The 13,059-nt window shown below is 40.9% G+C and carries 17 protein-coding genes; 2 read left to right on the plus strand and 15 right to left on the minus strand.

The features are described from left to right. Positions 1-9: 9 nt before the first annotated feature. The 3 genes from holB to mltG are packed head-to-tail and all read right to left on the minus strand — an operon-like array spanning position 10 to position 2,668. Positions 10-1,044 (minus strand): DNA polymerase III subunit delta', encoded by a 1,035-nt coding sequence (gene holB / locus HKX39_RS04505; RefSeq protein WP_171680115.1) that lies wholly within the window; start codon positions 1,042-1,044, stop codon positions 10-12. Beyond that, positions 1,041-1,655, minus strand: a complete 615-nt coding sequence (gene tmk, locus HKX39_RS04510; protein ID WP_171680116.1) for a dTMP kinase — start codon at positions 1,653-1,655, stop codon at positions 1,041-1,043. The genes holB and tmk overlap by 4 nt, the downstream gene beginning before the upstream one ends. Next, the gene (mltG, locus tag HKX39_RS04515) at positions 1,655-2,668 is read right to left on the minus strand and encodes an endolytic transglycosylase MltG (protein ID WP_171680117.1); all 1,014 of its coding nucleotides are present in this window, start codon (positions 2,666-2,668) and stop codon (positions 1,655-1,657) included. Before mltG ends, tmk begins: the two co-directional genes overlap by 1 nt. A 123-nt stretch (positions 2,669-2,791) precedes the next feature. On the opposite strand from mltG, the gene ygfZ reads away from it, so the two are divergent. Further along, positions 2,792-3,757 (plus strand): CAF17-like 4Fe-4S cluster assembly/insertion protein YgfZ, encoded by a 966-nt coding sequence (ygfZ, locus tag HKX39_RS04520; RefSeq protein ID WP_171680118.1) that lies wholly within the window; start codon positions 2,792-2,794, stop codon positions 3,755-3,757. A gap of 16 nt (positions 3,758-3,773) precedes the next feature. Here ygfZ and HKX39_RS04525 read toward each other — a convergent pair whose 3' ends face one another. The 12 genes from HKX39_RS04525 to ppsA all read right to left on the minus strand — a co-directional run bounded on the left by HKX39_RS04525 (position 3,774) and on the right by ppsA (position 12,080). Further along, positions 3,774-4,910: an enoyl-CoA hydratase/isomerase family protein gene (locus HKX39_RS04525; protein ID WP_171680119.1), complete on the minus strand. Its 1,137-nt coding sequence runs from the start codon at positions 4,908-4,910 to the stop codon at positions 3,774-3,776. 67 nt (positions 4,911-4,977) lie between these two features. Next, the gene (locus HKX39_RS04530; RefSeq protein ID WP_171680120.1) at positions 4,978-5,202 is read right to left on the minus strand and encodes a hypothetical protein; all 225 of its coding nucleotides are present in this window, start codon (positions 5,200-5,202) and stop codon (positions 4,978-4,980) included. After that, entirely contained in the window at positions 5,199-5,504 is a 306-nt protein-coding gene (locus HKX39_RS04535; protein ID WP_425500266.1) for a DUF6934 family protein, read from the minus strand. Before HKX39_RS04535 ends, HKX39_RS04530 begins: the two co-directional genes overlap by 4 nt. A gap of 12 nt (positions 5,505-5,516) precedes the next feature. Further along, positions 5,517-5,888, minus strand: coding sequence for an RnfH family protein (locus HKX39_RS04540; protein WP_246226033.1), 372 nt, complete (start codon positions 5,886-5,888; stop codon positions 5,517-5,519). Continuing rightward, entirely contained in the window at positions 5,881-6,312 is a 432-nt protein-coding gene (locus tag HKX39_RS04545) for a type II toxin-antitoxin system RatA family toxin (protein WP_171680122.1), read from the minus strand. The genes HKX39_RS04540 and HKX39_RS04545 overlap by 8 nt, the downstream gene beginning before the upstream one ends. 19 nt (positions 6,313-6,331) lie before the next feature. Then, positions 6,332-6,781 (minus strand): SsrA-binding protein SmpB, encoded by a 450-nt coding sequence (smpB, locus tag HKX39_RS04550; protein WP_171680123.1) that lies wholly within the window; start codon positions 6,779-6,781, stop codon positions 6,332-6,334. A 104-nt stretch (positions 6,782-6,885) separates the two neighbouring features. Beyond that, on the minus strand, positions 6,886-7,062 hold the full coding sequence (locus HKX39_RS04555) for a PH domain-containing protein (RefSeq protein ID WP_171680124.1): 177 nt from the start codon (positions 7,060-7,062) through the stop codon (positions 6,886-6,888). Positions 7,063-7,075: 13 nt separating this feature from the next. After that, the gene (locus HKX39_RS04560) at positions 7,076-7,639 is read right to left on the minus strand and encodes an isochorismatase family protein (protein ID WP_171680125.1); all 564 of its coding nucleotides are present in this window, start codon (positions 7,637-7,639) and stop codon (positions 7,076-7,078) included. 94 nt (positions 7,640-7,733) lie between these two features. Further along, positions 7,734-8,648: an SPFH domain-containing protein gene (locus tag HKX39_RS04565; protein WP_171680126.1), complete on the minus strand. Its 915-nt coding sequence runs from the start codon at positions 8,646-8,648 to the stop codon at positions 7,734-7,736. A 75-nt stretch (positions 8,649-8,723) separates the two neighbouring features. Further along, positions 8,724-9,143 (minus strand): NfeD family protein, encoded by a 420-nt coding sequence (locus HKX39_RS04570; protein ID WP_246226035.1) that lies wholly within the window; start codon positions 9,141-9,143, stop codon positions 8,724-8,726. Positions 9,144-9,263: 120 nt separating this feature from the next. Continuing rightward, positions 9,264-9,587, minus strand: coding sequence for an FKBP-type peptidyl-prolyl cis-trans isomerase (locus HKX39_RS04575; protein WP_171680127.1), 324 nt, complete (start codon positions 9,585-9,587; stop codon positions 9,264-9,266). 126 nt (positions 9,588-9,713) lie between these two features. Beyond that, positions 9,714-12,080: a phosphoenolpyruvate synthase gene (gene ppsA, locus HKX39_RS04580; protein WP_171680128.1), complete on the minus strand. Its 2,367-nt coding sequence runs from the start codon at positions 12,078-12,080 to the stop codon at positions 9,714-9,716. A 148-nt stretch (positions 12,081-12,228) separates the two neighbouring features. Between ppsA and ppsR the strand changes: the two genes are divergently transcribed. Further along, the gene (ppsR, locus tag HKX39_RS04585; protein WP_171680129.1) at positions 12,229-13,056 is read left to right on the plus strand and encodes a posphoenolpyruvate synthetase regulatory kinase/phosphorylase PpsR; all 828 of its coding nucleotides are present in this window, start codon (positions 12,229-12,231) and stop codon (positions 13,054-13,056) included. Positions 13,057-13,059: the final 3 nt, after the last annotated feature.

Consider the following 13,059-nt stretch of genomic DNA (forward strand, 5'->3'; position numbering starts at 1 on the left):
AATTTTGAGCTATTTAATACAAGTCAGCATAATACGCTGCAGGGTGGAATGAATAAATAATTTAGGGTTTAAAGGATGTGTCGCTAGACGTTGTTGCCCTACTAAATAAGGAATTAATTGCGCAATCTTAGCTGGATTGGCCCTACGTGCAATATGTTGTAAATCTTCTTTTATCGCCGCATAAAACCGTGGCTCTAACTGATGCTGTATCAAAGATAAATCCGTCATAACGCATTGTAGACTATTAATCCAGTCACGATGAGGTAATTTTTCAAGACGAGCGACAAAATCATCCATATCCGGTAATTGCTGCTGCGCGAGTGCATGCACAAACTCTTTTAACCAATAAGACAAAGGCTCAAAGGGTGATTCACTTTGTTGTAAAGCCTTTAAAGGCGCTCCTGAACTAGCCGCTAACCAAAGTGCTGCGTCATTAACACCCTGTTCTTTTAGCCATGAAAGACTTAACGCTTCGTCTGGTATGGGTAGAGGTAGACGGCGGCAACGCGATAAAATCGTAGGTAATACTTTTTGAATCGCATGCGTAAAAATTAAAAAAACAGTATTTTTAGCAGGCTCTTCCAAAATTTTAAGAATCGCATTGGAAGATGCCGCATTAAGACTCTCTGCAGGCCCCAATACAATCACCCGATATCCCCCTCGTAAAGTACTCACCGTCATAAACTCCTCAAGCTGACGAATTTGTTCGATGCGAATTTCATTGGAAAGCTTACTTTCCTCGCTATCTGTCGTTGAGTTTTCCTCTGTACTTAAACCCAAAGACTCTTTTAAGGCATCGGGTAATACCAAGCGATAATCCAAATGATTTCCTAAAGCCATCCAATGGCAAGATTGACAATGACCACATGCCAAACCTTGTTGTGGATTTTCACATAGCAAAGCCTTAGCTGCGGCTAGGCAAAAATTCAATTTACCAATGCCTTCTTGCCCATGAATCAGCCAAGCATGTGCAAAACGCTCTTTATTGGAGAGCCATTGCTTTGCCATATCAATTTGCCATGGATAAAATTTTGCAGAACTCATACCGCTAATCTTTCTGTTAAAACAGTTTGTAAATACGTACGAATACTCTCGATGGATTGTGTAGAATCAATCACAACAAAACGCTCTGGATAATGTTTAGCTAAGTTTAAATACATTGCTCGGACGGCTAAAAAAAAGTTTTCTTGCTCTTTTTCAAAGCGATCCATCACGCGTGTCGCCGATAAGCGTGCACGAGCGACTTCCAAAGGTACATCAAATAATAACGTCAGCTGAGGTTGAATATCGCCATGAACCCACTCGGCTAATTGCTGGATACGCTCAATAGGATAGGCTCGTCCACCTCCTTGATACGCCATCGTGGAGTCTGTAAAACGATCACTAATCACTACTTTGTCGGTACTTAAGGCAGGTTTGATAATCTGCTCCACGCTTTCTTGACGTGCTGCAAACATCAGTAAGACTTCGGTAGTTTGACTCATCGTCTCTTGAAGAAGTAAGTCACGCAGCTTTTCTCCTAATACTGTCCCACCTGGCTCACGTGTGAGCACAACCTCTTTGCCTTTTTCTTTAAAGAAATTGACTAACCAATCCGTATGCGAGCTTTTACCCGCACCGTCTACTCCCTCTAGTGTGATAAATAAGCCTGCCATTATGGTTGTCCTTTCTTTAAAATATACTGTTGCACATTACGATTGTGCTGGGTTAAATTCTCCGCAAACTCACTCGTACCATCACCTCGAGCCACAAAGTATAAGAATTTATGCTCCTCAGGATGTAAGGTCGCTTTTAATGCCAACTCTCCCGGACTAGCAATTGGAGTGGGTGGTAAACCATTACGTGTATAGGTATTCCAAGGGGTGTCTGTCTGCAAATCCACTTTGCGAATTTTACCTTGATATTTATCCCCCATTCCATAAATCACGGTTGGGTCTGTTTGTAGGGGCATTTTAATTTTTAAACGATTTACAAATACCCCTGCCACGCGTGCTCTATCTTCACCATGCCCTGTTTCTTTTTCAACAATCGACGCAAGGATTAATGCCTCATAAGGTGATTTTAGTGGCAGTCCTTCTGAACGGGAATTCCAGTGCGCCATGAGTCGCTTAGTTCCTGCCTCATAGGCTTGGCGTAAAATATCAATATCACGATCGCCCGGTGCAAAAACATAGGTATCTGGAAATAACAAACCTTCTAATGAGGAATATTCACTCGGCACACCAAGCATTTTCATCAAAGCACTTTCGTCTTGCTCTGATAGCGTTTGTTGAATATCTGGATGTTTGGCGACAGCCTGTCGTATCTGTTTGTATGTCCACCCCTCTACAAATAAAATGGAGCGACGACTCACCTCTCCGTTAGCGATCATAGAAAGGATATCCATACCAGTCTGACCTTTTTTAACCTCATAAGCTCCTGCTTTTAGTTGAGAGGCTTGCCCTGTATAACGTGCATACAAAGTAAAAATCAAAGGATTGGTTTTAACACCATTCTTTTCTAAAATATCCACCACATCCTTCACAGAACTTCCTCTTGGAATACGAACATCTACTTTATCAGTCGTCATCACAACAGGCGAACTCTGCCACCGCCAAAATTCATAGCCAGCAAAAGCACCTACTGCTAGGACAAGAAGCAATAAAAAAAGGAAGATTTTTTTTAGCATAAAGTCGTCTTTCTTAACAAAATAAGGTTCTATTTTATCAGTCTTTAGTATGGTTTATATTCTATTTTTCAGAAAACTCACGTACTATATTACAATCCAAATTTTTTAAGATATAGGTTTTGTATGTCTATCCATTATGCCCCTCTTTCTGAATTTGCTGTATTAAAAATCGAAAACGAAGACAGTGCAAATTTTTTACAAGGTCAATTAAGTCAAGATATTAATGCTGTTCAAGGTGATAAAGCGTTATTAGCAAGTTACTCAAACCCCAAAGGACGTGTCTTTGCTACCTTATTACTCTGGCAAGACACCCATATCAAAACGACTTATTATGCATTGGTGACAGCCGATAATGCTGCTTTTCTGCAAAAACGCTTAAGTATGTTTATCTTGCGGTCAAAAGTCAAAATCACTCAACTTAATCCCTCTATCATGGGAATATGGAGTGCAGACACTCAAGCACTTCAAGCACATTTTGAAGATTTTACTCCCCTCTGGCAAACCACAACGACTACGGATAATAAACCGCAATTTATCGTCGCTGCCGTAGACAATCAGTATTTAATACATTGTCCAAGTGCAGATAATATGACTCGTGTTTTAAGTATTAATCTTGCTGAGAATACGATTGTTACAGATAGTTTTAGATTAAGTGATAGCAAGGTATGGCAGCAACAAGACATTTTGGCGGCTATTCCTTGGATTGGTGAACGCACACGAGAAGTATTTGTAGCTCAAAGTATTAACCAAGATGCCATTGGTGCGATTAACTTTAAAAAAGGTTGCTACCCCGGGCAAGAGGTGATTGCACGTAGCCACTATCTTGGTAATTTAAAACGCCGAACGCTTATTGCTATCCTTGACTATGCCGTAGAGGATATTCAAAACTTACTGGCAAGTGATGTCCTTGAGGGAGATAATCCAATTGGGCAAGTTGTCAATGCCGTTTCTTTAAATAATAAGACTTATTTGCTAATTGAAGTACAATTGCGTAGCGTCGAAGACGGAGCAAACATCTACTTGGCCAATGTACCAGACATTGCGTTACAAACGCAAAACGTGCCTTATTCATTAGATAAGCCAGAGTAAGCTCCGCTGTCACTGGCTATACTAAATCCGCTAAAGGATGCGGCTGATTAGCTGGCATAGGATCCTCATAAAAATACTCGATTTGCTCTCGAGTTACCTCTGCCACGCTCGTCGGTGACCACTGAGGATTCTTATCCTTATCGATTAATAAAGCACGGATACCTTCTTGGAATTGACCTAATTTAGCACTATGCACAGCCGCGTTGTACTCTAAACGGAATACATCTGCCAAAGACGCATGTTTAGTTTTTTCTAATAAATCCATGGCCAAGACAAAGGATAAAGGAGCGCCTTTAAGCATGGTTTTAGCTGCACGTACTAACCACTCATCGCTGTGATTGGCAAGCTCAGCATATACTTGGTATTGCTGTACAATATCCGTATGTCGCGATAAAGCATTAATCTGTGCATAATGTGTCTCTACAGGACCTGCACCGCTGACAGATTGTGCGGGGTAAGAAGACAATACCGCGGCAATAACTTCATCATTGTGCTGGCGATGCTGTGGGGCAGACCAATTCGCCTTTTTGAGTGCAGTGAGAACAGTCCCCCAGTTAGCTCGATCAATGAGGTAATCGCCTAGGCCTAAGAACATCGCATCTAAGCCACCGATTTGCGCACCAGTCGCTGCCAAAAACTTACCTGTTTTGCCGGGTAAACGGTTAAGAATCCAACTCCCCCCTACATCAGGAAATAGCCCAATACTGATTTCAGGCATCGCCATACGCGTCGTCTCTGTCACAACACGGTGACTTGCTCCAATCATCAAGCCCATACCACCGCCCATGACAATACCGTCACCGTAGCAAATCACCGGTTTAGTATAGGTATGAATATGGTAGTCTAAGCGGTATTCATGCTCAAAAAACTCTCGTGCATGATGATTGTCCCATGCGTTCCCCTCTTTATTTTCTAGCATGGATTTGTATAAGGCATGTAAATCACCACCAGCACAAAATGCCTTATCACCAGCCCCAGTCAAAATCACCGCTACTACTGACTGGTCTTGCTCCCACTGGGTCATTTGTTGCTGTAATAGCGTAGCCATCTCATATGAGAAACCATTTAGTACTTGAGGCTGATTTAAAGTGGCGACGCCGATGTTAAATCCATTATCTGTCGCTATCGTATCAAATAAAACAACTGAACTCATTGTGTCTCCTTTTTTCATTAGAAAGGTTATACAACAAGTTCAGTTATCTGTCTATCCAGTAAATTACCTAGACAATACCTAAGCGACGATTACGCTCTTTGTCTTTTTTGTACTCTTCAGCAACCTCTTGAGTATATTCTGGATAAAGTGCGGGAACATCTTCAGGAATGAGTTTTGCACGAATAAGTGTTTGTCTAGCATCTTCATGCTTTTTCTTAGCAAACTCAGGTATACCAAAATTATTTTCTTCAGAATTAACAGTCGTTACTTCTTTTTCGTTTAGATTTTTCATGATTCTTTCCTATATTTAATTAAAAATGAATCAAAATCTAAATTCACGCTCTCATCTAACTTAAACAACTCATCATTTACTATACCGAATACTTCAACATATTGAGAAATTTCAGGATAGTATTTTCTTAATCTCATTCTATATAAGCGTGTTCGAGATTTTGTATTTCCTTTAAAAAAGATAATAGCTTTAGGATTATTTTCTAAAAAATGCTTAATAATGAGAACGATTGTTTTTAAAACCTTATCTGTATCACCATTATTACTGACAACCAAATCATCAATTTCATCCGATGTATTTATCCTAGCTAAAAACTACCCTTCATGCACATCCACATCAATTTTACGGGCACGATCAGGTTTAAGATGCTTACGCTTTAAAATACCTGCATTACGGTGTGCTGCACGACGTTTACGCGACACCATAGGATCAAAGGTCAGATGACGGCATAGCTCGATACGGTCAGCATCCATCAATACATAATTTTTTGCGACCTTACGCCCAAATACTGAAAAGCCTAGTGTCTCTACATCAATCGAAGGATATTGTTGAGTAAGTCCACAAAGCTCAAAGGCATCTGCTAGTGTACTACCCTCTTTTAATCGTACAGATTGTTCCCACAACTCTGTTGAAGTATGAGCATAGATAAATTGAATGGTAATCATTGCCATATATTTATTATCCATACATCGTTTGCGCGCGTTCTGTAAAAGAGTCAATAAAACTATTGGCTATTTTATTAAAAATCGGACCCACTAATAATGATAAAGCTTTACTGCTAAAGTCATAATCCAATGAAAAAACGACTTTACAGGCTGTATCATCTAAAGGAATAAACTCCCATGTTCCTTGTAAAGCAGAAAAAGGACCGTCTACCAACTGTAAATGAATTTTATGAGGATAGTCGTGAGTATTTTTTGTCGTAAATTTCTGCGTTAACTTAGCAAAACTAATCGTCACAGACGCTACCATACCCGTATCATCTTGCTCTAAAATCTGTGCGCCGCCACACCATGGCATAAACTCGGGATACTTATCCACAGCCGCCACCAAATCAAACATCTGCGCCGAGGAATAAGGAACTAATACTGATCGTTTGACCGTCTGCATACTTCTTACCTAATCTGAGTTATAGACGATTATTTTTCATGATGCGCTCTTTTTCTCGTTGCCAATCACGATCTTTAGCGCTATCACGTTTATCATGGAGTTTTTTACCCTTGCCTAGACCAAACTCTAATTTAATTTTGCCATTTTTATAGTGTAAGTTAAGCGGCACCAAAGTATAACCACGTATATCTACTTTACCGATGAGTCTATTGATCTCTTGACGGTGCATCAATAATTTACGGGTACGTGTGGCATTGGGGTGAATATGTGTTGATGCTGTCGCTAAAGGACTCACGTGCATATTGAGTAGATATAATTCAGCATCACGCACAATCACATAGCTCTCGCCCAGTTGTACCTTACCAGCACGGATGGATTTTACTTCCCAACCCTCTAAGACAAGACCCGCTTCAAAGCGGTCTTCAATAAAATAATCATGACGGGCTTTTCTGTTTTCTACAATACTCATAATACGGTTTTCTAATAATTGTTGTTAGAGTGCTATTATACCTGCTCAAATACTATTTTCCAGCACTTATCACATCCCCGTGGAGACAAATAGCTCGCACAGCATTACTTACCTAATACACAATTAGCAATTAAACGCTTGTTAGTAAATACCGTACTATCTCTTAAGGTTTTATATGCAGCAACTGCATGCTCGCCCTCTACGAGCAACTCACTCACATCATGAGGAATTGGGCATTCCTCCGCTAATGTCCATTCTAGGATAGAACTCACTTCAGACATATTCTTTTCCTTTTTATGACTTTAAATTTTTTATTAACCGCATCACTTCTTTAAAATGTGGATGCTCACCGCTTTCCAAGCATTCAAATAAAACCATTTCTGTCGTTAATAACGATACGCCCGCTTTTTCTGCTCGTGCTAAAGCAACAGATTTATCTGTGGCTTTGCGTGATCCACAAGCATCTACCACTAAGTAGCACTGATAATCCCCTAGTATCTGTGCTTCTAATACACTTTGTAAAACACAAACATGTGCCTCACAACCAAAAAATAAAAGCTTTCGTCTATATCCTGCTTCGCTAATTTTCTGTAATGCTTTTAGAAAAGCAGGTTCTCGCATCGCACTAAAGGTAGTTTTGCTAATCATCTCCCCTTGATAAGGTATAAGCTGATGAGCTGTACTACCGATTTTTTCAGGATAATGTTCCGTCGTTATTACAGGAATAGATAATGCATTTGCTGTTTTCAATAAAGCATAAGCGGCTTGCATGACGTAATCCGCACCGTCAATCGCAGGGATAAGTTTCGTCTGCATATCAATCATGACAAAAATACAGTCTTCTGTTTTTAACAGCAAAGGCGTCTCCCATTAAAAAGATAAACAGTCACTCGCTTTCTACGTATAAAAAGTCCAGATTTAATGACAAAGCACGGCTAAATCGAACTACTTTTTATTTCTGTTGCTTAATCACCGTCATCGCAGAAGCAATCATCCCACCCATATCCGAGAGATTTGCAGGAAGAATCAAGGTATTCCCCTCTTTGGCAACACCAGCAAATGCATCTACATAACGTTCGGCCACTTGCAAATTAATCGCTTCCATACCACCGGGTTGTTGTAGGGCATTAGCCACTTTACTAATAGCTTCGGCTGTCGCATTTGCGAGTGCAACTGTCGCTGCTGCCTCACCTTCTGCTTTATTGATTTGGGCTTGTTTTTCACCTTCAGAGCGAGCAATTGCGGCTTCACGCTCACCTGTCGCAATATTAATCTGCTCCTGACGACGTCCCTCGGATGCTGCAATTAGGGCACGTTTTTCACGCTCAGCCGTAATTTGTGCTTGCATCGCACGGAGAATTTCTGCAGGGGGTGTCAGGTCTTTAATCTCATAACGAAGTACTTTTACACCCCAATTTAATGCAGCTTCGTCTAATGACGATACAATACTACTATTGATAAATTCACGTTCTTCAAAAGTACGATCTAACTCCAAGCGACCAATCACCGAACGCAAGGTCGTCTGTGCTAATTGAGTAATCGCACTGATAAAGTTAGATGAACCATAAGAAGCACGCATTGGATCGGTGACTTGGAAATACAACACGCCATCGACTTGTAATTGCGTATTATCTCGAGTGATACACACCTGACTCGGGACATCTAAAGGAATCTCTTTGAGTACGTGCTTATAAGCAATTTTTTCAATAAAAGGAATAACAAACCGCGGTCCGGGTGCTAGCGTACGGTCATACTTACCCAATCGCTCGACTACCCAAGCATGTTGTTGCGGTACAATGGCAACAGACTTTATGATAACCGCTATCGCCAATACTACCACCACTAGCCAGAACATTTCTATTTCCATTATGAACCCCTCACTCGGTTAAAATTAAATCAAGTCGTTTTTTCTAGAACTTTAGTTTTCTAAATGATTAGGGCTTTATTTAGGTGTCAAAACCAGAATCACCCCTTTAATATCCACAATAATATGGGTTCCTGCTTTTTCCGTATAGGCATTGTCTGCCAAGATAGCCTGCCAACTTGCCCCACGATAATTGACATAAGTATGACGATTAGACCATTCGGCGACATAAACCTCTGAACCAATATCAAGATTAACATTGGCATCACTAGTCGCAGTACGTGTTTTGCCTTGTTTACTAATCCCAAATAAACGAAAAACAAAAACACAAGAAAGTGAAGTCACAATAAAAGCAAAAATTGACCAATAGACAGAAAGGTCAAACCAAGCAACCACCCCTCCCATCACCAGTCCTACCGCTAAGAATAATAGATAAAAAGAGCCTACCAATAACTCTAAGGTCAGACAAATTCCTGCTAAGACAAACCATATCCACATTATCTATCGCTCCTTTATTATAACTATACTCTTTGACATCTTCCGGCTCTAAGACAGGGTGTGATGATGATAAAGAGCCAATAAAACTGAAGGGCCTTAATAGCCCTTCTTTGTATATTATTATTCTACATTGAGTAACTCGACTTCAAAAACTAAAGTCGCATTAGGTGGAATCACACCACCAGCACCACGAGAGCCATAGCCTAACTCTGCAGGGATTGTTAATTTACGGACACCACCTACTTTCATACCAACAACACCTTGATCCCAGCCTTTAATGACATGCCCAGCCCCTAAAGGGAAAGCAAACGGCTCATTACGATCTTTGCTTGAATCAAATTTTGGACCATCTAATAACCATCCCGTATAGTGTACTGTGACATAATTGCCGCTTTTTGCTTCAGCACCTTCACCTACTTTAATATCATCGATAATTAAGCTCATTTCAAACTCCGTCTGATAGAAAACGCTGGACTCAAAAAGCCAGCGTAGTCAATATATCACTTAGAAAATGAAAGGATAGCCCTAACAATACAAATCACTAGGGCTCTTCCCTCCAACTTAGCTGCATTAATCAGCTAATTTTTGCCATGTATCTACCACCGTATCTGGGTTTAAGGACATAGATAAGATACCTTTGTCTTTTAACCACTGTGCTAAATCTGGGTGATCTGATGGACCTTGACCACAAATACCAACATATTTACCTGCTTTCAAGCATGCAGAGATAGCGCGCTCAAGCATAAATAATACAGCTGGATCACGCTCATCAAAATCGGCCGCTAATAACTCCATACCAGAGTCACGGTCCAGACCTAAACTTAACTGCGTCATATCGTTAGAACCGATAGAGAAACCGTCAAAGTACTCTAAGAACTGCTCTGCTAAGATAGCATTACTAGGTACTTCACACATCATGATAAGGCGTAAACCATTTTCACCACGTTTTAGACCATTTTCAGCTAATAAGTCTACTACGCGTTGTGCTTGCTTTAATGTACGCACAAATGGAATCATGATTTCAACATTGGTGAGACCCATTTCTTCGCGAACAAAACGTAATGCCTCACATTCCATACGGAAACATTCTGCAAAGTCTTCTGAGATATAACGAGAAGCACCACGGAAGCCTAGCATTGGGTTCTCTTCTTCCGGCTCATAACGTGAACCACCCACCAATTTACGGTATTCGTTTGACTTAAAGTCAGACATACGAACGATAACGGGTTTGGGATAGAAAGCGGCCGCAATCGTTGCTACACCTTCAGCAAGTTTCTCAACGAAGAAAGCACGTGGGCTTGCATAACCACGCGCAGCAGATTCAACTGCTTTTTTCAAATCACTCGCTACATTTGGATAGTCTAATACCGCTTTAGGGTGAACATTAATATTGTTATTAATGATGAACTCTAAACGTGCAAGACCAACGCCACTATTAGGAATTTGAGAGAAGTCAAAGGCCAATTGTGGGTTACCTACGTTCATCATCACTTTAACAGGGATTTGAGGCATTTCACCACGGCGAACTTCTTCGATCTCAGTTTCTAAGAAACCGTCATAGATACGACCTTCGTCGCCCTCTGCACATGATACCGTCACCTCAGCGTTTTCGCGTAACACCTCTGTACCATTACCAGTACCTACTACCGCAGGAATACCTAACTCACGCGCAATAATCGCAGCGTGACATGTGCGACCACCTCGGTTCGTCACAATCGCTGCAGCACGTTTCATTACAGGTTCCCAGTTAGGGTCTGTCATATCCGTCACGAGAATATCACCCGTTTGAACTTGATCCATATGGGCAATATCATGGATGATACGCACTTTACCCGAACCAATTTTTTGACCAATTGCACGACCCGTTGTCAATACAGTCCCAGTCGCTTTTAGTTTGTAGCGTAATTGAACATCATGACCAGACTCTTGTGATTTAACCGTTTCTGGGCGTGCTTGTAGAATATAGAGTTTGCCATCAATACCGTCACGACCCCACTCCACATCCATAGGACGCTGATAGTGTTTTTCAATAATAACGGCATAACGTGCTAATTCAGTCACCTCTTCGTCAGTTAAAGAGAAACGATTACGATCCGTCACAGGTACATCTACTGTTTTAACCGCATTTTCACCAGGTTTACGGTCTTCGTTAAACTCCATCTTGATAAGTTTTGAACCGATACGACGGCTGATAATTGGGTATTTATTATTTGCTAATGCCGGTTTAAATACATAGAATTCGTCCGGATTAACCGCACCTTGAACGACGGTCTCACCTAAACCATAAGACGACGTAATAAAGACAACATCAGGGAAACCAGATTCAGTATCGATAGTGAACATCACACCTGCGCTACCCTTGTCAGAGCGTACCATGCGTTGGATACCCGCAGACAATGCCACATCTGCATGAGCATAACCCTTATGGACACGATAAGAAATCGCACGATCATTGTAAAGCGACGCAAATACGTGACGGATTTTATCTAATACATCATCAATACCTGCAACATTCAAGAATGTCTCTTGCTGACCCGCGAAAGAAGCATCAGGCAAGTCCTCAGCTGTTGCTGATGAACGCACCGCAAATGTTCCTTTGCCATCAGTATCCAACTTAGCAAATTCATCACGGATTTGTTTCTCAAACTCAGTTGAAAATGGAGCATCAATAATCCATTGACGGATTTCTTGACCTGCTTGAGCTAAGGCACGCACATCTTCTGGATTAAGTGTAGTTAAACGCTCTGCGATACGCTTATCTAAACCAGCGTCTTTTAAGAAGTCTCGGAAAGCTTGAGCTGTTGTCGCAAAACCGCCTGGTACGCGAACTCCTGCTGTCGATAATTGGCTAATCATTTCACCTAAAGAGGCGTTTTTACCACCAACAATCTCAACATCGCTCATGCGAAGGTTTTCAAAAGGAATAACATAAGACATTGAAGTCTCCCAAGTAAAAAAAAGCTTATTTATTCAAAAAACGATAAGATTTTCTAAATAAATGAGCCTTTCTCCTGATAAAAACTTAAATATGCGTTATTGTAACCCCATACAGAAAAGAATTGGGCATTTTGAAGGAATTTTTTTTATGTCACTACCCCAAAAAACCGTTTTCATTATTTCTGATGGTACAGGTATCACCGCAGAAACCTTTGGTCACTCTGTACTCAGTCAGTTTACGCATGTCTATACCTTTAAACAAGTGCGTGAGCCATTTGTCACGACCATCGAAAAGCTCAAAGAAATTATTGCGCGTATTGATGCCTTAGCGGACGAAGGCAATCCGCCCATTATTTTCAGCACCATGGTTGATCATGACCTTGTGGAGCACCTACGTCGCTCAAAAGGTATTTTCTTGGATATCTTTGGTGCCTGTGTGAATACATTAGAACTTAGTTTAAATGTTCGTTCTCAGCCAACCGTTGGTCGTTCACACCTTGATGCTAATTCCGAAGCGTATCATAAGCGTATCGAAGCCATTAATTTTACCTTAGCGCACGATGACGGTCAGTTTGTTCATGGTCTACAAGAGGCAGATGTGATTCTCGTTGGCGTATCTCGTAGTGGTAAAACACCGACGAGTCTTTATTTAGCCATGCAATATGCACTCAAAGTGGCTAACTTCCCTCTTATTCCAGAAGACTTTGAGCGTGGTCAATTGCCTAAAACTATTAAACCCTATCGCCATAAGCTGTTTGGTCTCTCAATTCAGCCTGAACGATTGGCAGAAATCCGTAGTGAACGTCGTCCAAATAGTCAATATTCCTCTATTGAACAATGTCGTTATGAAGTGGCTGAGGCAGAGCATCTGATGCGTATGCAAAACATCTCATGGTTATCATCAACTAGCAAATCCATCGAAGAGATTTCCACCACGGTACTGCAAATCTTAAAATTGGATCAAGACACTTATTAACCC

Origin of the sequence: Pelistega suis (assembly GCF_013133795.1) — a bacterium.
GTDB classification, from domain to species: domain Bacteria; phylum Pseudomonadota; class Gammaproteobacteria; order Burkholderiales; family Burkholderiaceae_B; genus Taylorella; species Taylorella suis.

Coding starts and splice junctions, on each gene's coding strand:
- HKX39_RS04530 (WP_171680120.1), bottom strand. CDS start 5,202: ATGAAAAATCTAAACGAAAAAGAAGTAACGACTGTTAATTCTGAAGAA.
- HKX39_RS04555 (WP_171680124.1), bottom strand. CDS start 7,062: ATGTCTGAAGTGAGTTCTATCCTAGAATGGACATTAGCGGAGGAATGC.
- ygfZ (WP_171680118.1), top strand. CDS start 2,792: ATGTCTATCCATTATGCCCCTCTTTCTGAATTTGCTGTATTAAAAATC.
- ppsR (WP_171680129.1), top strand. CDS start 12,229: ATGTCACTACCCCAAAAAACCGTTTTCATTATTTCTGATGGTACAGGT.
- HKX39_RS04525 (WP_171680119.1), bottom strand. CDS start 4,910: ATGAGTTCAGTTGTTTTATTTGATACGATAGCGACAGATAATGGATTT.
- HKX39_RS04565 (WP_171680126.1), bottom strand. CDS start 8,648: ATGGAAATAGAAATGTTCTGGCTAGTGGTGGTAGTATTGGCGATAGCG.
- smpB (WP_171680123.1), bottom strand. CDS start 6,781: ATGAGTATTGTAGAAAACAGAAAAGCCCGTCATGATTATTTTATTGAA.
- HKX39_RS04570 (WP_246226035.1), bottom strand. CDS start 9,143: ATGTGGATATGGTTTGTCTTAGCAGGAATTTGTCTGACCTTAGAGTTA.
- HKX39_RS04540 (WP_246226033.1), bottom strand. CDS start 5,888: ATGGATAATAAATATATGGCAATGATTACCATTCAATTTATCTATGCT.
- ppsA (WP_171680128.1), bottom strand. CDS start 12,080: ATGTCTTATGTTATTCCTTTTGAAAACCTTCGCATGAGCGATGTTGAG.
- tmk (WP_171680116.1), bottom strand. CDS start 1,655: ATGGCAGGCTTATTTATCACACTAGAGGGAGTAGACGGTGCGGGTAAA.
- HKX39_RS04575 (WP_171680127.1), bottom strand. CDS start 9,587: ATGAGCTTAATTATCGATGATATTAAAGTAGGTGAAGGTGCTGAAGCA.
- mltG (WP_171680117.1), bottom strand. CDS start 2,668: ATGCTAAAAAAAATCTTCCTTTTTTTATTGCTTCTTGTCCTAGCAGTA.
- holB (WP_171680115.1), bottom strand. CDS start 1,044: ATGAGTTCTGCAAAATTTTATCCATGGCAAATTGATATGGCAAAGCAA.
- HKX39_RS04545 (WP_171680122.1), bottom strand. CDS start 6,312: ATGCAGACGGTCAAACGATCAGTATTAGTTCCTTATTCCTCGGCGCAG.